The following is a 19,582-nucleotide window of genomic DNA, read 5'->3' as shown; positions in this document are numbered from 1 at the left end:
AACGGGGACCGACGAAGTAACCAGTACGACTGCAGACACCCCATGACCTGAGCATTGCCACCTCGACGTTCAGCCCATGACCCGCTGCCATACACTCCAGATGTAGGCTCTTTCGGAGGCAAAAGCATCCCTCTCGACCTGACTATTGAGGTTCTGCAAGGCCCTGCGGTGGATCGTCGAACGCAGTGTGATATAAGCCTCCCGTAGCTTTTCGGCATCTTCGGTCGGTAGCACACCAGCCCGACCAAGCTCCTCCATTTGACGAATATTATCGGACCATTGGGTCAGCTCCGGATGCTCTGCGGAATAAGCCAGCATCAGGTACTGCACCATGAATTCGATGTCGACGATACCGCCTTCGTCATGCTTGATATGGAAAACCTCGGTCGTCTCGCCAGCCTTCGACCCCAGGTTCTCGCGCATCTTTTCCCGCATCTCCATGACTTCGTCGCGCAGCTTCTTGCGGTCCCGGGGCTGGCAAAGCAGGTCGTGACGCAGCGCTTCAAATGCCGCCAGCGCATCCTTGCTGCCCGCGACGCCCCTGGCCCGGGCCAGGGCCTGGTGCTCCCAGGTCCAGGCGTCTTCGCGCTGATACTTCTCAAAAGCGGAGAGGCTGCTGACCAACAGGCCCGAGTTGCCTGAGGGACGCAAACGCATATCCACCTCGTACAGCTGGCCCGAGGGCGTTTGCGCATTGAGGATATGCACGATGCGCTGCCCTAGCCGGGTATAGAACACCGCATTGTCGATAGGTTTCTCGCCGTTGGTCGTACCTTGGGGGTCCGCGGTGTGAATGAACACCAGGTCCAGGTCCGAGGTGTAACCCAGTTCGATGCCCCCGAGCTTGCCGTACCCGATAACGGCAAAGTCGCTGTCGCTGGACTGACTGTCTTCATGGCGCGGGTAGCCATGACGGCTGACCAGATTGGAGAAAGCGACGTCCACGACATGGTCGAGCACAACCTCGGCAATCCAGGTGAGGTAATCGCTCACTTTCATCAGCGGCAGTGTGCCACGTATTTCCGAGGCCGCCACCCTCAACACATGGGTCTTTTTGAAGTGGCGCAGCACCTCCATCTGCTCTTCCAGATCCTCAAGCGGAATACGCAGGAGTTGCTGGCGCAGGTCGTCCTCAAGCTCCTGCTTGGAGGGCGGATGATAAAGACTTTCCTTATTGAGCAACTCATCCAGAAGCAAAGGCGTTTCGGCCAGTTGGCGGGCGATCCAGGGGCTTTCACTGCACAGCCGAACCAACTGCTTCAACGCCTCGGGGTTCTCCAGCAACAACACCAGGTAGGCCGTCCGCCGCAGTACCGCCTCGACAAGCTGGAGCACACGTCCCAAGGTCTCCGAAGGGGCCTCGCCATCACTCAACGCCTCGAGCAGCACCGGCATAAAACGGTTCAGGCGCCGACGCCCTTCGGTCTGCATCATTTGAGCCGTGCGGCTCTGGCGCAGTTTCTGAAGGAGTTCGAAGCTCTCACTGGGCTGTTCAAAGCCGACGCTCTCCAGACGCTCGGCGGCAATATCCGGCTCCAGCTCCCCCAGCCAAATCTCCTGCCATCGCTCACTGGCTTCCTGCTCTTCTGCCTCCTCGTCATCCGAAGCGATAATGTCGGCAAAATGCTTGGCCACACGCTTACGGTGATCATCCAACTCCCGATGGAAAGCCGACCAATCCTCGAAGCCCATGATCAGCGCCAAGCGGGCCTGCTCGAGTGCCGTATCCGGGAGTTCCTGTGTTTGCTGGTCGGCCATGCCCTGCAGGCCGTGTTCGACATTGCGCAGGAAAACGTAGGCCGCCGCCAGCTCATCGGTCACCGCCTTGGGCAGGAGTTCCAGGTTCATTAACTCGGGTAGGATCTTCAATAGTTCGCGCTGCTGCAGCTCACGATCGCGGCCGCCGCGAATCAATTGGAATGCCTGGACCACGAACTCAATCTCCCGGATACCGCCGCTACCCAGCTTGATGTTGTTCTCAAGCCCCTTGCGGCGGACTTCCCGGCTGATCATCGCCTTCATGTTGCGCAGGGATTCGAAGGCACTGAAATCGATGTATTTGCGGTAGACGAACGGCCGCAGGCTCTCCATAAGCACCCGCCCCGCCTTCTGATCTCCCGCGACCACCCGCGCCTTGACCATGGCATAGCGTTCCCAGTCCCGCCCCTGGTCCTGGTAGTAGGCCTCCAGCGCGGCAAAGCTTAATGCCAGCGCGCCGCTCTGGCCGTATGGGCGCAGCCGCATATCAACGCGAAACACGAAACCGTCTGCTGTCAGTTGATCCAGCGCCTGGATAAGCCGTTGACCGAGCCGCGTGAAAAACTGCTGGTTATCGAGGGTTCGCCGGCCATCCCGGGTTTCGCCGTTGCTCGGAAACGCGAAGATCAAATCGATATCCGACGACACGTTCAGCTCGAAGCCACCCAGTTTGCCCATGCCCAGCACAATCATCTTTTGGGGCGTTTCTTTTCCCGTTACCGGATCGGCACCGTAAGGCGTGCCCCACTGTTCACAGGCATCCTCATGAAGCCAAGCCAGGGCGCCGCCGATAGCAACATCGGCAAGACTGCTGGCTGCGGCCATAGTTTCGTTAAGGTCTGCCAGGCGCAGGAAATCCCGAAAGACGATCCGGAACATGCACTCCCGACGGAATAGGCGCAGCTCACGGTGCAGGCTGTGCTCGTCGGTCACCCTGGCGAGGTAACGCTGCCAGCAGGCCGATACGCCGTCAGTCGTCGTCGGCTCTGACAGCGGCCAGGCTTCCAGCCACTCGGATAAATACTCGGGATCACGCTCAGCGACCTCCCTCAGGAAAAGGCTGTAGAGCAAGGCACGCTCCCAAGCGGCCCGGGTGATCGCGGTGTCCTGGTTTATAGCCTGATTGAGTGCCATGGCATCCAGGATCTTAGACACCTTATGCAGATCAGGTTCGAGGGATTCGGGGACTGCGGGCATTTCCGCGTGTGATGAAACCATAGGCTTGAGTATTTCGTTTTTGGTGTTGGCTTTCTTGTTGGTCACCTGGACAAGACGGCCGGGTAACCTCTGATTAAACAACCAGACGATTGTCCGCCAAGCGATTAGACTTATACCTGAATTCTCTATACCTTCAGGCCACACATTGACATTGGAGCTGCGTCCGAATCCCCCTCACCCAGAGGGAGAGCGGATTCACAAGACACCCAGGCCCGGACCGGAAGTTTCGCCGCGATGCTGAATAAAGACCGACGCGCCATTACCGCCGAGCACCACTTCTCGCATCTTCCCATGTCGGGGGTGATTCGCCAACGGATCAAACGCCTGCTGATTGCGCTGCTGTCCCTCGTCGGCATCCACATCATCGCCATGATGACTTTTGAAGGACTGTCGTTGCTTGAGGCTTTCTGGCTGACCTTCACCACACTAGCGACGGTAGGCTACGGTGACATTTCTCCCCAGACCCCCTGGGGGCGGCTCATTACCGTTGCAGTGATGTACATCATGGCGATCACCGTGTTGACGCTGATCGTCAGCGACTACATCGAATACCGGTTCTATCGGCGCGAGCGCATACTGACAGGCCGCTGGAGATACAACATGAAGAATCATATCGTCATCATCAACACCCCAAAATACGGCGGCCAACAATACTTCCTGCGGCTTTCGAGCCAGATCCGGGCGGTGCCGGGCTACGAGAGCGTGCCCATACAGATTCTGACACAACAGTACCCGGAAGGACTCCCGCCGGAACTGAGGGATGCCGGCCTCGTGCACTATCATGGCTCGGGCGGCGACCCGCAAGCCCTCCGGGCCGTCAATATCATCGATGCCCGCCACATCATCGTGCTCGCACCGGACGAGTCAGACCCGGACTCGGATAGCGTCACCTTCAACATTGCCCATCGGCTCAACGATCTCAAGCTCTGTCATCGGGCGACGCTTGAATGCGTTCGCGATGAGGACCGCCATCGCTATACAACCATGGGTATTCGTACCGTCATTCGCCCTGTTCGCACCTATCCGGAAATCATGGTCCGGGCCGTCGTTTCTCCCGGATCGGAGAAGGTGCTGGAGGATCTGTTCAACTACCAGAACGACCATCCGCATCGCTACGAGCTAAACCTCGACGACCTCACCTGGGCGGATATCGTCAGCGCACTGATAAGGCATGGCATAGGTACCGCCCTGGCTTATATCGATGAGGAGAATCGGGTGGTCTGCCATCCGGAGCCGGATAAGGAAGTCGAAGGCCGCGGCCTGATCGTACTGGTCAAATCCGCAGACACGCCGCCGACCGAGGAACTGGTCGATGCCCTGGATCGTTACCGGGCTTTCCTTGAGCGCTGGCATAATCTCCAGGACGATCAGCCGCAAGCGGGTGCGACGATCCCCAAGGTGCCGACCGACAAACAGGACTAGCCGTTCAGCAACCCCAGTTGTAGTTGGACCAGTGGCGGCTGAAACATCCAGCGAGGATGCTGCGACGTCGATGCCTGCTCACGCACCCACTGCCACTGGGACCGGAGGCCTAAGTTTTCGGCGCTCGTCTCGATCGCCTCAATGGCTGATTGCAAGGCTTCGCTCGCTACGCCTGTCAGCCACTGCACGCTCACAGCCCGCAGAAAGGCCGTAACGCTATCGTCGCCGACCACTTCCGGTGACGGCTCACCCAGCCCGGCCAGCCAGTAGCCCTGCTCCGCCTTGCTCACCAGATTCAGAAACATCGGTGCCCGGCCGGAAAGCTCCACCGCCAAGGCCATCAACGCACCACTGTCACCGCTTTTAAGCTCGAACTCCACTTCGGCCAGATCAAGCGCCTTATCGTCGGCGACGATTTTGCCGAGATCCAGGGCGAACTCCACTGACGCATCGTTTTCCTCCAGGATGACACTCTGGCGCTGGAAATTGGTCTCGAAGATCACCTCGAGCTCCGCCAGGTTGACCCGATCCGCAATAGGCGTATCAGCCAGGAGACCTAGATTCAGGTTTGCCCCGGGTAGCGGCCACTCCCATTCGTTGCGGCGGTGGGCTCCGGAGACGAATTCGCCCTTGGTCTTGAGGGTTTGGATGTAATGGGTGCCCGCCTGCCGAACCCGCAAGGCGGCACGCTGCTGGTTAAGCATCTGGTCAGGCGTGTCGTAGTAGCGATTGAGCAGGTGTTTGCTGGAAAGCTCACCCGCGTGCTTATCCGCTATCCAGGCTAGGACCCGTTCGGAGCTATCGGATGCGAGGGTCAGCTTGATTTCCAGCTCTTCAGCCATGGTTGGACTCCCGGGAGATTTATCGACCGCGTATGAGCATAACGCCAGAGAATTTCAGGCACAAAAAAACCGGCAACCCGAAGGTTGCCGGTTTTCTGGTTTGGTACTGCTTCTAGATCAGGCTAAGCCTGGATCAGAAGTAGTAAACCGCACCAACAGCTACGCCACTCTTCTCGTCAGCGGCAACAGCAACGGTCTCGCCATTCTGGAAGAACTCGTTGATGTTATCTTCGTCAGAGGACTTCAGGTAACCCTCCACATAGACGTACATGTGATCGGAAAGGTTATGCAGCGCCTGCAGAGTTACGATGTCCTGATCGTCATCAGTCTCGTCGAAAGACTTGAGTTCGTATGACAGAGCAAACTGGTTGGCGCCCAGTGTGTAAACGCCCATGACACCGGCCAGATCAGCATCGTCTTTGCGGGTCTGATACTCAGCGGACAGGGAGAGGTTATCCATAGAGTATGCGGCGCGCACACCGTAGGTGTTCTCGTTGTTATCATCGCCACCGTCGTTAGAATCCATAGCAACGGCCAAGCTCAGCGCGTCCATTTCGTAGGCAGCAACCAACTGGTACGGGTAGGACTTCTTACCGTTCTTGTCAGACAGTGACTGATCATCACCATCACCGTTGATCTGAACAGCGCCGGCAAAAGTCAGGCCGCCGAAGGACGGAGTCTGGTACTGGATCAGGTCGCCTTCACCAGTATCTTGCAGGCCACCGAAGTTGTCACCAACCTCGTAGAAGTTAGCAATGCCAACGATGGCTGACTCGTATACGGAGTCGTCAGAACCAACCCACAGTTGACCGAAGCTGTCGCCCTTAACACCGATGTAAGCTTCGTCGACATCTTCCAGACCAGTTTCACGGTCTTTGTCGTCAGCAGCCAGACCTTCAAGCTCCAGCTTCAGGAAGCCAGTCAGGCCCGGGGCAATTTCGTGGTCGTGCTTAACACCCAGAGTAGAACCGTTGTCGAAGTGGCTCAGCTCGGAGGTACCGTCGATATCCTCGTAGTACACCGCATACTGGATGTTACCGTAAACGGTCGGCAGGTTGCTTTCCTGCGCCAGAGCAGCGCCGGAGAATGTAGCCGCCGCTACAGCCGATGCGATCAGAGTCTTTTTCATGTTGCGTCTTCCTTCTTGAGTTAACTCAGGTTTTAGCCGCGGGTTTTTACCCGTTTTTAGTATTGGGCCCTGACAGACCCATTATGTGAATCAAACATGTCATTCCCGTTACTTCCGCCTGTATCCTTCCGGAATTACAGAAATTATTCATGTGTGATTTCGTTTCACCTTGTGACCGTGCTTGGCGTTTTTTCGAGAAGCATCTACTTCAATCGCTTGCTAGGCCTTAAAGGTCAGTCACTTACAGTAGCTTCTTAATGCACTGCATGATGACTAGGTTTTAATACACTGTGCGCTATTTTGCAAATTTTTTGTGGCGATTTTTTAGGCACCACACTCCGAACAATTCCGAACTCCACCAACAACTTTTAGGCCAATTCACAATTATTTTTAATTTTCAGCCACTTAAAACTAAACATGCTGTCATGATTGTGATTGAGCCGCTCCAAGATGAAGCATTAAATATTAGCGCGCCCCCAAATTGCTCAGCCCGCCAGACGCCCGGAAGGTAGCACAACTCGCCACCGACTCAACTCCGACCTTTGGCCAGCGCCGTTTCACTTGCGCCGCATTGAATCACGGTAATCATTACGACTTTGTGACAAAGGGCAACCGTAGCTACAGCTACAAACTTCACGCCTCACGCTTCCAGAACGAAGGTGACAGGCCCATCGTTTACCAGGCTTACTGCCATGTCCGCACCGAATTGCCCCGTTGCCAACCGCGCCGAACCCAATGACTGTCCCGCCTGCTCCACAAAAGCATCGAACAAGGGCTTCCCCTGCTCGGGGGGCGCCGCAGAGGAAAAACTGGGGCGCTGGCCCTTTCGGGTATCGGCAGCAAGGGTGAACTGTGGAACGGCAAGTAGACTACCCCCGGTATCGAGGAGGCTGAGGTTCATCCGACCATCATCGTCGGCGAAGATTCGGTAGTTGAGAATGCGCTGGCAAAGGCGAAGAACGGTGTCCCGGGTGTCTTTATGCTCGACGCCCAGGAAAAGCAGGATACCGGCATCAATCCGGCCGACCGATTGGCCGCCCACATCGACGTTGGCTTGAGTGACCCGCTGGATCAGCGCTTTCAAAAACGGCTCCTTGTCCTTCTGCCCTGAAAGGCCTGTTTTCACGCGCCGTGCGGCTTTTTGGATTGTTTCATTACACGGCGGTATGAAATTGAACAGATCGGGATTCTAATTATCCCGATCCGGGTGGGCAAGCGGCGGTTACATAAATAGACAAAACCCCTATTGCCCTCTTTGGGAGCCCTCGCCGTAGGGCGAGCTCATGTTGTACCTAGACCGGACGATGGGGCCCTTTCGCGTAGTACTCAGCGACTTTCTCGCAGGCAATCATCAGTGCATCGACGATCGCCGGCTCAGAAGCAGAATGGCCCGCATCACGGATGATCGCGAAGTCGGCTTCCGGCCAGGCTTCGGTCAGTGCCTGGGCGTTGTCCAATGGACACACCATGTCATAGCGCCCGTGAACGATATGGCCCGGGATCCCTTTCAGGCGTCCGGCGTCGCGAACGATTTGATCCGCTTCAAGGAAGGCATTGTTCATGAAGTAGTGGCACTCGATCCGGGCCAACGCGATGGCCACATGGGGATGACCGAAATGCTCGACGACGCGGGGATTGGGATGGAGCGTGGCGCAGCGCCCTTCCCAAACGGACCAGGCTTTTGCCGCTTGTATCTGCTCAAGCTCATTGGGACTGGTCAATCGACGGTAGTAGGCGCTCACTAAATCGTCCCGCTCACCTTCGGGGATCACTGAGAGATAATCCCTCCAGTAATCTGGAAAGACGCGACTGGCACCTTCCTGATAGAACCAGTGGATATCCTGCGGCCTGCATAGGAAGATGCCACGCAGGATTAATGCAAGCACTTGGTCGGGATGGGTTTCGGCATAGACCAGGCTCAGGGTCGAGCCCCAACTCCCGCCAAATAGCACCCACTGATCGATCCCAAGGAAATGGCGAATGCGCTCCAGATCCTCCACCAGCGCCTGGGTGTCATTGCCTTCGAGCTCCGCCAGCGGTGTGGAGCGCCCTGCACCACGCTGGTCGAACAAGATGATGCGAAAACGCTCGGCATCGAAAAAGCGCCGGTAGTAGTCCTCACATCCTCCACCGGGACCGCCATGAACCACCACCACAGGAATACCGTCGGAATTACCGCTTTCTTCTATATAGAGTTCATGGGGCGCATCCACTTTCAGGCGATGCTCGGCGTAGGGCTTGATGTCGGGATAGAGCGACAGCATGGCAGACAGACCTCTGAGTCCTTGGGACGGATAAAGATGTAGTCTGGCCGAATTTAGGAGATCAGACGGGGAATTGCCAGTCTGAAGAGGGATAGCAGCGGGTGAGAAGCTCCACCTAGAATGTAGCCGACGCTTTAGCTTCGGAGCAGCCCGCAGGGCTGCCCAGGTTTCCAAGCCACCTGACGTGACGACCCCAAACACCTTGCACGCTAGAAATAAAAAAGGCGCCTTGCGGCGCCTCAGAAGCTAAAGCATCTGCTACATGCTCGAGTCGGACGCGGCATGCGCGCCATTACATTCGAACAATGTCTTACTTCTTGTTCGCGCGACGCCGCTCGTTTTCCTTGAGCAGCTTCTTACGGATACGTACGGATTCCGGCGTGACTTCCACCAGCTCGTCGTCATCGATGAATTCCAGGGCCTGCTCCAGACTCATCCGGATCGGCGGCGTCAGCATGACGTTTTCGTCGGTGCCGGCGGCACGGATGTTGGTGAGCTGCTTGGCCTTCGTCGGGTTGACCACCAGGTCATTGTCCCGGTTGTGGATACCGATGATCATGCCTTCGTACACTTCCGTACCCGGATCGACGAACAGGCGTCCACGCTCTTGCAGGGTCATCAGGGCATAGCCCAGCACCTTGCCGTCCACCATCGATACCAGCACACCGTTGTTGCGGTGCTCGATGTCGCCACCCTTCACCGGACCGTAGTGGTCGAAGACGTTGGTGATGATGCCCGTACCGGAGGTCAGGGTCAGGAACTGGTTGCGGAAACCAATCAGTCCGCGCGCCGGCATGATGAATTCCAGACGTGTACGACCTCGGCCGTCCGGCACCATGTTCTTCAGCTCGGCGCGGCGCAGACCCATGACTTCCATAATGGAACCCTGGTGCTGGTCTTCCACGTCGATCACGACGAATTCGTACGGCTCGTGGATCTCACCATCGACCTCACGCTGGACCACTTCCGGCCGGGACACGCCCAGCTCAAAACCCTCGCGGCGCATGTTCTCGATCAATACCGACAGGTGAAGCTCACCACGGCCGGAGACCTTGAATTTTTCGGAGGTCTCTCCCTGCACAACACGGAGAGCCACGTTATGCAGCAGCTCTTTTTCAAGGCGCTCCTTGATATTACGACTGGTAACGAACTTGCCTTCCTTTCCGGCAAACGGCGAGTCGTTGACCTGGAAAGTCATACTTACAGTCGGTTCGTCCACCGTCAGCGCCGGAAGGCGCTCGGCATTTTGGGGATCGCACAGGGTGTCGGAGATGAACAGCTCGCTGATACCGCTGATACAGACGATATCGCCGGCGCTGGCTTCTTCCACCGGTACGCGCTGCAGGCCATGGAAGCCTTTAACCTCAAGCACCTTGGCGTTGCGTTTCTTGTCGTGGCGATCGATGACCGATACCTGTTGGCCCGGGCGCAGCTTGCCGCGGGTAATGCGGCCGATACCGATAACGCCCACGTAGCTGTCGTAATCGAGCTGGGAGATCTGCATCTGGAACGGCGCATTGAGATCAACGTCTGGCGCCGGTACGTGCTGGGTAATCGCTTCGAACAGCGGCGTCATGTCATCCGCCAACTGATCCGCTTCCGGACCGGCAATGCCATTCAATGCCGAGGCGTAGACAATTGGAAAATCCAGTTGCTCGTCGGTCGCACCCAGGCGATCAAAAAGATCGAAGACTTCGTTGATGACCCAGTCCGGACGGGCGCCGGGACGATCAACCTTGTTGACGACGACGATCGGCTTCAGCCCACGATCGAACGCCTTCTGGGTGACGAAGCGGGTTTGCGGCATCGGGCCGTCGACGGCATCGACCAACAACAGCACCGAGTCCACCATGGACATCACCCGCTCAACCTCACCGCCGAAGTCGGCGTGACCCGGGGTGTCGACGATGTTGATCTGGTATTCGTTCCAGCGGATCGCAGTGTTCTTGGCGAGAATGGTGATGCCCCGCTCTTTCTCCTGATCGTTGGAGTCCATGATCCGCTCGGCGCCGCTGGATTTGCGGTCCAGGGTACCGGACTGCTCCAGCAGCTTGTCGACCAGCGTGGTCTTGCCATGGTCGACGTGAGCAATGATGGCGATATTTCGGCGTTTTTCGATCACAAATAAATCCTGCGGCATGCGTCTGACCTGAGAAAGGCCTGATAGGCGCGCAGGAAGCCCGCGCGGCATGCCATCTCAAATCGGGAAATGTTCGGGTTAGGGAGCTCGAGGGCTCCATTTCAGGACTGCCTGGCGCCCAGGCAGACTTTGGGCGCGCGCAGTATATCGAAAACCGCCTGGAGTAACTACGTTCAAATTGTGATCAGCGGTACAAGGGCCATCACATTTTGATCACACGCTTTGCTTAGCTCAAACCCGATGATCTCAAGCCCAACAGACTTGGCCTCCAAGTTTAGAACCATTATGGTGCGTTAATCACTTTATTGCACCGTTATAGCGCATTCTGCGCACTATCATCGCGCTAATGCTCCAATGCTGTCGTTGTTATCCGCCCTGTAAATGCTCACTCTGCACCACCATCGACCGAATCAAGGATGTTGGCAAGCGCTTTGCTTAGCTGTTTGCAGCCGAATTTGCAGGCACTGCCGCAGCACATTTGATAAGCTGCCCTGCGCCTGTCGAATGAATCGGACGCTGAACAGGCTGTTTCGCCGCAGTTCAGCCGAGCCGGCTCCATAAAAGACATAAACTGACGGAGTATGCGTAATGTCCAAGACGCTTGACCTGATCAAAGAACACGAAGTGAAGTGGATTGACCTGCGGTTTACCGACAGCCGCGGCAAGGAACAGCACGTGACACTGCCTTCCAGCGAGATCGACGAAGATTTCTTTACTGACGGCAAGATGTTCGATGGTTCTTCCATCGCCGGCTGGAAAGGCATCAATGAATCCGACATGATCCTGATGCCGGACGACTCCACGGGCGTTATCGATCCGTTCACCGAAGAAACCACCCTGAACCTCACCTGCGACATCGTCGAGCCGACCACCATGCAAGGCTACGAGCGTGACCCGCGCTCTGTTGCCCGTCGCGCCGAGGAATACCTGAAGTCCACCGGCATTGCCGATGGCGCCCTGTTCGGTCCGGAGCCCGAGTTCTTCGTATTCGACTCCGCCCGCTGGAATGTCGACATGAAGGGCGCGATGTACGAACTCTACTCCGAAGAAGCGGCGTGGGTTTCCGGCGAAGACTTCGAACGCAACAACATCGGTCACCGTCCGGGCGTTAAAGGCGGCTACTTCCCGGTGCCGCCGGTCGATAGCCTGCACGACCTGCGTGGCGCCATGTGTGCAGCCATGGAGTCCATGGGCCTTGAAATCGAAGTGCACCACCACGAAGTGGGCACCGCTGGCCAGTGTGAAATCGGCGTTGGCGCCAACACCCTGACCAAAAAGGCCGACGAGGTCCAGATCCTCAAGTACTGTGTGCACAACGTCGCCCACGCCTACGGCAAGACCGCGACCTTCATGCCCAAGCCTGTCGTTGGCGACAACGGTTCTGGCATGCACGTACACATGTCCCTGAACAAGGATGGCAAAAACGTCTTCGCCGGTGACGGCTACGCTGGCCTCAGCGAGACGGCCCTGTACTACATCGGCGGTATCATCAAGCACGCCAAGACCATCAACGCGTTCACCAACGCGTCGACCAACAGCTACAAGCGTCTGGTACCAGGCTTCGAAGCACCGGTTATGCTGGCCTACTCCGCCCGTAACCGCTCCGCTTCCATCCGCATTCCTTATGTGAGCAGCCCGAAAGCGCGTCGTATCGAAGTTCGCTTCCCGGATCCGTCTGCCAACCCGTACCTGGCGTTCGCTGCCATGCTGATGGCCGGCCTTGACGGCATCCAGAACAAGATCCACCCGGGCGATGCCATGGACAAGGACCTGTACGATCTGCCGAAGGAAGAAGCGCTGAACATCCCGACGGTGTGTGAAACCTTCCAGGAAGCCCTGGATACACTGGAAAAGGACCACGAGTTCCTGACCCGTGGCGGTGTCTTCACCGAGGACATGATCGCAGGCTACATCGATCTGAAGCGCGGCGAAGTCGAGCGTCTGAACATGACCACGCACCCGGTCGAGTTCGAACTTTACTACTCTGTGTAAAAGCCGGAACACTGCCCCGGGCAGTTGATTGGCATACCAGACCGAGCCCCGCAATTGCGGGGCTTTTTTGTGCCCTGCGAAAATCTCGCGAGAGTTGAACAACGCGTAACGCTGAAGATACAAGCAGGTGTTGCAATGCTGCCAAAGCACCGTCAATAATCAGGAAACCAGAAGCAGAAGGGAGTCTCCCGTGAAACGAATTGTCGCTCTACTCGGCGTTGTCGCGCTGTCCGGTACGATGACCTGTACCGTAGCCCAGGCCGAGGTGTACAAGCGTGTGGATGCCCAGGGCAACGTCACCTATTCGGATGAGCCACTGGATGGCGGTGAAGCCATCGACGTCAAGCCGGTTACTACCGTTACCCTGCCGAAGGCCGATCAGGTCCGCGAGATCGTCGAGCGCAATCGGCGCAACGAAGACCGGGATCAGCAAACGAGCCAGCCTTACGGTAAAGTCGGCTTTGTGGCTCCTGAAGACAACAGTGCGTTCCATAGCGGCAGCGGCGATGTCACCTTTTCAGTCAGCAGCCAGCCAGCATTGCGCCAGGGCCACCTGTTCGAAGTCTCTCTTGATGGCCAGCCTATCGGCCAGAATGCTTCGGGGCAGTTCTCGGTTAACAATGTCTATCGGGGTACCCACGAAGCTTCGGTAAATATCGTCGATGGCCAGGGGCGCATTATCCAGCCGGGCCAGAGCATCAGCTTTACCATCCACCGCCCTTCTGTCCTGAATTAATCCCGCCGCCTGCCGGAGCTCTCAGGAAGAGCTCCGACCTCTATTGCACCAAGTTGGTGCTTGAGCACCAAAATACCTCTACCATTCGAACAAAAGCGGGGCGCTCTCGATCTCTCGATCTATCGCGCCTCAAGCTGGTGAACGGCCTTAGCGCGCATACGGTTTTTTACAACAGTCGCCACTTTTTGCGCCCTAGCGTAGGCAAACTTTAGATATCCATTAAAAACAGCGATATATAAGCCCAATAAAATATTCATCTGGCACATATGTCTACTTTCCAGGCGTAGGCTGCGCCGAAATTGGGCAGTTTCGGAGCCCAATATCCAGGCCCCAGCCACCTGCTAACCAAAAAAGCGCAGATCGTTCGTGGGGGTTCACAACTGGTTCGCTTTTTGCAGTTACCGCATCGAACGCGAGGGACAACATGTCGAAGAATATTGTCTACAGACAAATACTGGATCATCTGACGACCGCGACGCTGGTGCTGGATAGCAACCTGACGATCGAATACATCAACGCGGCCGCTGAATACCTGCTGGAAGCCAGCGGTTCACGCATTGTGGGCACGAACCTGGCGAGCTTGTTTACCGGCTCCGAGGAAGCCTTCGAGACCCTGCATGACGCCGCGCGTACTGGCCAGCCGTTCACCAAGCGGGAAGCCGAATTCACCCTGCTCTCAGGTTCGCGGTTTACGGTCGACTATTCGGTGTCCAATATTGGTGCAGACTCGAATTCGCTACTGCTGGAACTCCAGCCTCGTGATCGTTTGCTGCGCATCACCCGTGAAGAGGACATGCTGACCCAACAGGAGACCACCCGAATCCTGGTACGCGGCATGGCACACGAGATCAAGAACCCCCTCGGCGGCATCCGGGGAGCAGCGCAACTCCTTGACCGTGAGTTGACCGACGAAAACCAGAAGGAATACACGCGGGTAATTATCGACGAAGCCGATCGCCTGCGGAGCCTGGTGGACCGAATGCTTGGCCCCAACAAGGCGCCGCAGTTCCAGTCCACCAACATCCATGAGGTGTTGGAACGGGTCCGTACACTGCTGGAGGCGGAGAGCAAAGGGCGAGTTCGGTTGGAACGGGATTACGACCCTAGCCTCCCTGAGTTCCAGGGCGATAAGGAGCAGCTGATCCAGGCGTTCCTGAATGTCGCCCGCAATGCCATGGAAGCAGCCGCCGACCATGTCTCCGAAGAGTCGCCCTGCATCACGTTCCGAACCCGGGCGCTACGCCAATTCACCATCGGCCACCGACGTTACCGGTTAGTGTGCCGGGTCGACATCGAGGACAACGGACCGGGCATCCCGCCGGATCTGTTGCAGAACATTTTTTACCCCATGATCAGTGGCCGGGCCAACGGAACAGGCCTGGGCCTATCGATTACGCAAAGCATCATCGGTCAACACCAGGGGCTCGTTGAATGCGAGAGTGTCCCCGGCTGCACCGATTTCATCATTTTCCTGCCTCTGGAGCTGAAAGCATGAGCCAATCGGCCAACGTCTGGATAATTGACGATGATCGGAGTATTCGCTGGGTCCTGGAACGGGCCCTGTCACAGGCCAACATGCAGCCACGGGTTTTCGAGAGCGGCGAGGGCATCATGATGCGCCTCGACCGAGAGCAGCCCGACGCCATCATCAGCGACATTCGCATGCCTGGCATCGATGGTATCGCCCTGCTCTCGCAGATCGTGCACGATCACCCCGATATCCCGGTGATCATCATGACCGCGCATTCAGACCTCGAAAGCGCCGTCGCCAGCTACCAGACCGGTGCCTTCGAATACCTGCCCAAGCCGTTCGATGTGGATGATGCCGTCGAGCTGGTCAAGCGCGCGGTCGATCACAGCCGTGAGCGCCGGGCGACCTCTGAGCCACAAGCGGAGTCCACGCAGCGCCACACCGAAATCATCGGCGAAGCACCGGCCATGCAGGAGGTCTTCCGTGCCATTGGACGGTTGTCACATTCCAACATTACGGTACTGATCAATGGGGAAAGCGGAACGGGTAAGGAACTGGTCGCCCAGGCCCTGCACAATCACAGTCCGCGGGCGAGTCACCCGTTTATCGCGCTCAACATGGCGGCGATTCCGAAGGACCTGATCGAGTCCGAACTGTTTGGCCACGAGAAAGGAGCATTCACCGGCGCCGGTGCTGCCCGTCAAGGCCGCTTCGAACAATCCAACGGCGGCACCCTGTTCCTGGACGAGATCGGGGACATGCCAGCGGATACCCAGACCCGGCTGCTGCGAGTCCTGGCCGATGGCGAGTTTTACCGTGTAGGCGGTACAACGCCAATCAAGGTGGACGTGCGGATCATCGCGGCGACGCACCAGAACCTGGAAAAACTGGTTCAGGCCGGCACTTTCCGGGAAGACCTTTTCCATCGCCTGAACGTTATCCGCGTCCACTTGCCGCGCCTGTCCGAACGCCGCGAGGACATTCCGCGCCTGATGCGCCACTTCCTCAAGCGCGCCGCCCTGGAGCTCTCAGTTGAACCCAAGCTCCTGCGCCCGGAAGCGGAAGAATACCTCACCACCCTGCCCTGGCCGGGTAACGTCCGCCAGCTCGAAAATACCTGCCGCTGGCTCACCGTCATGGCCAGCGGTCGAGAGATCCATGTCAGTGACCTGCCGCCGGAACTGCTCGATCAGGCCGATACCCCACCTACCGGTCAGACCTGGCAGGAAGGCCTGCGGGCCTGGGCGGAACAGGAACTCAAGCGCGGCAAACAGGGCATCCTGGACACAGCCGTGCCTGAATTTGAGCAGGTGATGATCGAGACCGCTCTCAAGCATACCGGCGGCCGCCGTCGGGACGCCGCAGTATTGCTTGGCTGGGGCCGCAATACGCTGACCCGGAAGATCAAGGAACTGGGAATGGGGGACGGTCAATCCGAGGATGATGAGGACTGAAACGGATGGCCCCCTCTGACGGCTGGCCGGAGTTTCCGTCAGGGCGCCATCATGGCCAAATAAAAGCCCCAAAAAATTGGGGCTTTTATGCGACAGGAAAAGCTAAACCAGAGCCGCCTAGAACGGGATATCGTCGTCGAAGTCGTCGACCGGCTCGGGCATACCACCGCCGCCCTGGTTCTGGGCCGGCGGCTGGCTGTAACCGCCTGAGGATCCGCCTCCCTGGCCCTGGTTACCGTAGGCCGGCTGCTGTTGAGGCCTGGATGGCGCCCCTTGATTCATGCCGGCGTTGTCGCCACCGGCACCGCGGCTGTCGAGCATCTGCATCTGGCCGTTGATGTCCACTACGATTTCGGTGGTGTAACGATCCTGACCGTCCTGCCCCTGCCACTTTCGGGTCTGTAGCTTACCCTCGATGTAGACCTTGGAGCCCTTCCGCAGGTATTGTCCTGCGACCTCGGCGATCTTGCCGAACATGACCACGCGGTGCCACTCGGTCTTGGGCACCATCTGGCCAGTCTGACGATCCTTGTAACTTTCGTCCGTCGCCAGGTTCAGGTTGGTGACGGCGTTGCCGTTAGGGGTGTAGCGGGTTTCCGGATCGTTGCCCAGGTTACCGATCAGGATGACCTTGTTTACGCCTCTTGCCATGTTCGACTCCCAAAATAGTCTCTTTTCACCCACCATCCCTGGTCGGCTTCTGGAATTCACTCAGTTATGCGTTCAGGGCCTGACGAAGGCAAACTGTTCCAGGCTTGCTGCGTCAAATTGCCGGTAGTCCACCTTGAGGTAAGCGGCGTCGGCATCCACCAGGATCACCACATCCTCGACTCCGGGCACGCCACGCAAGGCATCGTCGATGACCTTCACGCCACGCCCGTTAACATCGACCAACTGTACCATGAAACTTGACGCGTGACTCGGTCGCTTCATCGTCAATGCCAGCCCCAGCCAGATCAGCAACACGCTGACCATCAGGACGAATACGGCCTCGACGCCGGATTGCTCCAGCAGCGTACCACCAAGGGTGCCGCCGACAAACGCGCCAAAGAACTGTGAGGTCGAGTAGACACCCATCGCTGTGCCTTTAGCCGCCGCCGGCGACTCTTTGCTGATCAGTGAGGGCAGGCAGGCCTCCAGCAGGTTAAAGGCCATGAAAAAGAAGAATAGGCCGCCCCACATAAACCCCAGTGTGTGCGGTAACTTCGCCAGGGAAAAACTCGCCAAAGCCAGTAAAGCAATCGCCCCGCAAAGTATTGGCTTCATCACCCTCCGCTTCTCGCCAACGATGATGAACGGCACCATGGCGAAGAAGGCCAACGCCATCACCGAAAGGTAGACCCACCAATGTTGAGTCGGGGGCAGACCGACTTCGTCCCGCAACATAACTGGAATCACCAGGAACGCCGCTGTCAGCACCAGGTGCAGTGCGCAGATGCCGAAATCCAGGCGTAGCAACCGGCGGTTGGTCAATACCTGCCGCAACTTGTCCCGGGCGGGATGGGCATCGAGGTGGGTGTTCTGCGCCGCCGGGGTGGGTACCACCCGATAAACCAGCAGGATGCCGATTAGCGCCAGGGCGCCGGTTACGTAGAAAATTCCGGAAAGCCCTACCGCAGCCCCCAGCAACGGCCCCAGAAACAGCGAGGCCGAAAAGGCCATACCAATGGACAGCCCCACCAGCGCCATCGCCTTGGTGCGATTCTCCTCCCGGGTCAGGTCGCTCAACAACGCCATCAGAACGCTTGCTATGGCGCCGCCACCCTGGAGGATCCTACCAACAATCACGCCGTAGATACTGTCCGAGGCTCCAGCCAGGAAGCTACCGGCAGCGAATACGATCAAACCGGCATATATCAACCTCTTGCGCCCCAACCGGTCCGATAGCATGCCAAAAGGGATCTGTAGCAGCGCCTGGCTCAGACCATAGGCGCCAATTGCCACCCCGAGTAACGCCGGCGTAGCACCGGCCAGGTCCTCCCCCAGCAACATAAAGACCGGAAGCACCATAAACAGACCCAGCATGCGCATGGCATAGACCGAGGCCAATGCAGCTATGGAGCGTTTCTCGAGGGCATTCATGTGGCGGGGGATCCTGATCATCGGTTTGCGATAAGGCGTCGAATTGTAACAGATGGCCCGTTCGCAGCGCAGCCGGCAGAAAACCGAGATCAACGTCAACTTTGCGCAATCTGAAAACGTGACTTACGTTAAAACACTGTTCCTGACAAAAAGCCTGAGGTTTTGCCACGCTCACAAATTCAGCCGGTCTTAAACTCGTCGTATGATACCGCCCCACCAAGCCGGAAATTCGGCGAAATCCGAATTGGGCAAGTTGGCTTGGAAACATGCTCGGAATATTCGTAGAGGTTTAAGTGGATTTAGCAACGCTTATAGGTCTGGTAGGAGCCATGCTGGTCATTGGCGCCTCAATTGTACTTGGCGCTTCGGCACAGGTATTCCTGAACGTGCCGTCCATCCTCATCGTTCTGATCGGCAGCCTATTCGTCGTTTTGGCGAAATTCAGCGTTGCCCAGTTTCTCGGCGCCTTCAAGGCCGCTTCGCGAGCGTTTTCATTCAAGCTGCCAGACACCGAAGATCTCATCAACGAGGTTATTGATATAGCCAATGTCGCTCGGAAACAAGGTGTGCTTGCACTGGAAGAAAAGGAAGTCAGCAGCCCCTTTCTCAAACAGGGCGTTCAGTTCCTGCTGGAGAGTCAGCCGGCGGAAACCATCGAGAAACTCATGCAAAAGGAGCGACTGCTCACCCTGGATCGCAACCGCATGGGCGCCAAAGTTTTCCGTGCTTTTGCCGATGTTGGCCCAGCCATGGGCATGATCGGAACCATCGTAGGTCTGGTGCAGATGCTCTCAAACATGGAAGACCCCAAGTCAATCGGCCCCGCCATGGCGGTGGCACTGCTAACGACCCTTTATGGCGCCATACTCGCCACCATGTTTGCGAACCCCATCGCCGACAAGCTCGAGTTGCGGATGACCGAAGAAGCTCGGTCCCAGGCGTTGATTATCGACGCCATTATCGGCATCCAGGAAGGCCGTAACCCGCGGGTGATTGAACAGATGCTGTCAAGCTATCTGCCGCCGGCCAAGCGCGACCAGAACGCTGAAGCACAAGCGGCTTCCTAGGCACTTA

At 57.5% G+C, this 19,582-nt stretch carries 14 protein-coding genes; 6 read left to right on the top strand and 8 right to left on the bottom strand.

Features of this window, described 5'->3' with window-relative positions:
• Window positions 1–69: 69 nt before the first annotated feature.
• On the bottom strand, window positions 70–2,976 hold the full coding sequence (gene glnE / locus RE428_RS04540) for a bifunctional [glutamate--ammonia ligase]-adenylyl-L-tyrosine phosphorylase/[glutamate--ammonia-ligase] adenylyltransferase (protein WP_227500204.1): 2,907 nt from the start codon (window positions 2,974–2,976) through the stop codon (window positions 70–72).
• Window positions 2,977–3,210: 234 nt separating this feature from the next.
• Between glnE and RE428_RS04535 the strand changes: the two genes are divergently transcribed.
• A complete protein-coding gene (locus tag RE428_RS04535) occupies window positions 3,211–4,398 on the top strand; it encodes a potassium channel family protein (RefSeq protein ID WP_004580785.1) in 1,188 nt (395 codons plus the stop codon).
• Here RE428_RS04535 and RE428_RS04530 read toward each other — a convergent pair.
• The 5 genes from RE428_RS04530 to typA all read right to left on the bottom strand — a co-directional run bounded on the left by RE428_RS04530 (window position 4,395) and on the right by typA (window position 10,755).
• Complete coding sequence (locus tag RE428_RS04530) at window positions 4,395–5,240, bottom strand: CYTH domain-containing protein (protein ID WP_004580784.1); 846 nt, start codon at window positions 5,238–5,240, stop codon at window positions 4,395–4,397. The genes RE428_RS04535 and RE428_RS04530 overlap by 4 nt on opposite strands.
• 133 nt (window positions 5,241–5,373) lie before the next feature.
• Entirely contained in the window at window positions 5,374–6,369 is a 996-nt protein-coding gene (locus tag RE428_RS04525) for a porin (RefSeq protein WP_004580783.1), read from the bottom strand.
• Between the two features lie 640 nt (window positions 6,370–7,009).
• Window positions 7,010–7,453 carry a D-aminoacyl-tRNA deacylase gene (gene dtd / locus RE428_RS04520; protein WP_004580782.1) on the bottom strand — a complete coding sequence of 148 codons (444 nt, stop codon included), beginning with the start codon at window positions 7,451–7,453 and terminating at the stop codon, window positions 7,010–7,012.
• Window positions 7,454–7,661: 208 nt separating this feature from the next.
• Window positions 7,662–8,633, bottom strand: coding sequence for a prolyl aminopeptidase (gene pip / locus RE428_RS04515; protein WP_004580781.1), 972 nt, complete (start codon window positions 8,631–8,633; stop codon window positions 7,662–7,664).
• Window positions 8,634–8,943: 310 nt separating this feature from the next.
• Window positions 8,944–10,755, bottom strand: a complete 1,812-nt coding sequence (gene typA / locus RE428_RS04510; protein ID WP_004580780.1) for a translational GTPase TypA — start codon at window positions 10,753–10,755, stop codon at window positions 8,944–8,946.
• Between the two features lie 606 nt (window positions 10,756–11,361).
• On the opposite strand from typA, the gene glnA reads away from it, so the two are divergent.
• The 4 genes from glnA to ntrC all read left to right on the top strand — a co-directional run bounded on the left by glnA (window position 11,362) and on the right by ntrC (window position 16,426).
• Entirely contained in the window at window positions 11,362–12,765 is a 1,404-nt protein-coding gene (gene glnA, locus RE428_RS04505; RefSeq protein WP_004580779.1) for a glutamate--ammonia ligase, read from the top strand.
• A 190-nt stretch (window positions 12,766–12,955) separates the two neighbouring features.
• A complete protein-coding gene (locus RE428_RS04500; RefSeq protein ID WP_004580778.1) occupies window positions 12,956–13,501 on the top strand; it encodes a DUF4124 domain-containing protein in 546 nt (181 codons plus the stop codon).
• A 424-nt stretch (window positions 13,502–13,925) separates the two neighbouring features.
• The gene (gene glnL / locus RE428_RS04495) at window positions 13,926–14,996 is read left to right on the top strand and encodes a nitrogen regulation protein NR(II) (RefSeq protein ID WP_004580777.1); all 1,071 of its coding nucleotides are present in this window, start codon (window positions 13,926–13,928) and stop codon (window positions 14,994–14,996) included.
• Window positions 14,993–16,426 carry a nitrogen regulation protein NR(I) gene (gene ntrC, locus RE428_RS04490; protein WP_004580776.1) on the top strand — a complete coding sequence of 478 codons (1,434 nt, stop codon included), beginning with the start codon at window positions 14,993–14,995 and terminating at the stop codon, window positions 16,424–16,426. The genes glnL and ntrC overlap by 4 nt, the downstream gene beginning before the upstream one ends.
• Window positions 16,427–16,543: 117 nt before the next feature.
• Here the strand turns inward: ntrC and ssb are convergent, their stop codons facing one another.
• Both ssb and RE428_RS04480 read right to left on the bottom strand, forming a co-directional pair.
• The gene (ssb, locus tag RE428_RS04485) at window positions 16,544–17,077 is read right to left on the bottom strand and encodes a single-stranded DNA-binding protein (RefSeq protein ID WP_040882485.1); all 534 of its coding nucleotides are present in this window, start codon (window positions 17,075–17,077) and stop codon (window positions 16,544–16,546) included.
• Window positions 17,078–17,149: 72 nt separating this feature from the next.
• A complete protein-coding gene (locus RE428_RS04480) occupies window positions 17,150–18,508 on the bottom strand; it encodes an MFS transporter (RefSeq protein ID WP_004580774.1) in 1,359 nt (452 codons plus the stop codon).
• A gap of 293 nt (window positions 18,509–18,801) precedes the next feature.
• On the opposite strand from RE428_RS04480, the gene pomA reads away from it, so the two are divergent.
• Window positions 18,802–19,575: a flagellar motor protein PomA gene (gene pomA, locus RE428_RS04475; protein ID WP_040882483.1), complete on the top strand. Its 774-nt coding sequence runs from the start codon at window positions 18,802–18,804 to the stop codon at window positions 19,573–19,575.
• Window positions 19,576–19,582 lie beyond the last annotated feature (7 nt).

The sequence above is a fragment of the Marinobacter nanhaiticus D15-8W genome (assembly GCF_036511935.1).
GTDB lineage: Bacteria > Pseudomonadota > Gammaproteobacteria > Pseudomonadales > Oleiphilaceae > Marinobacter_A > Marinobacter_A nanhaiticus.
This window is presented reverse-complemented; position numbering and strand designations above follow the sequence as displayed.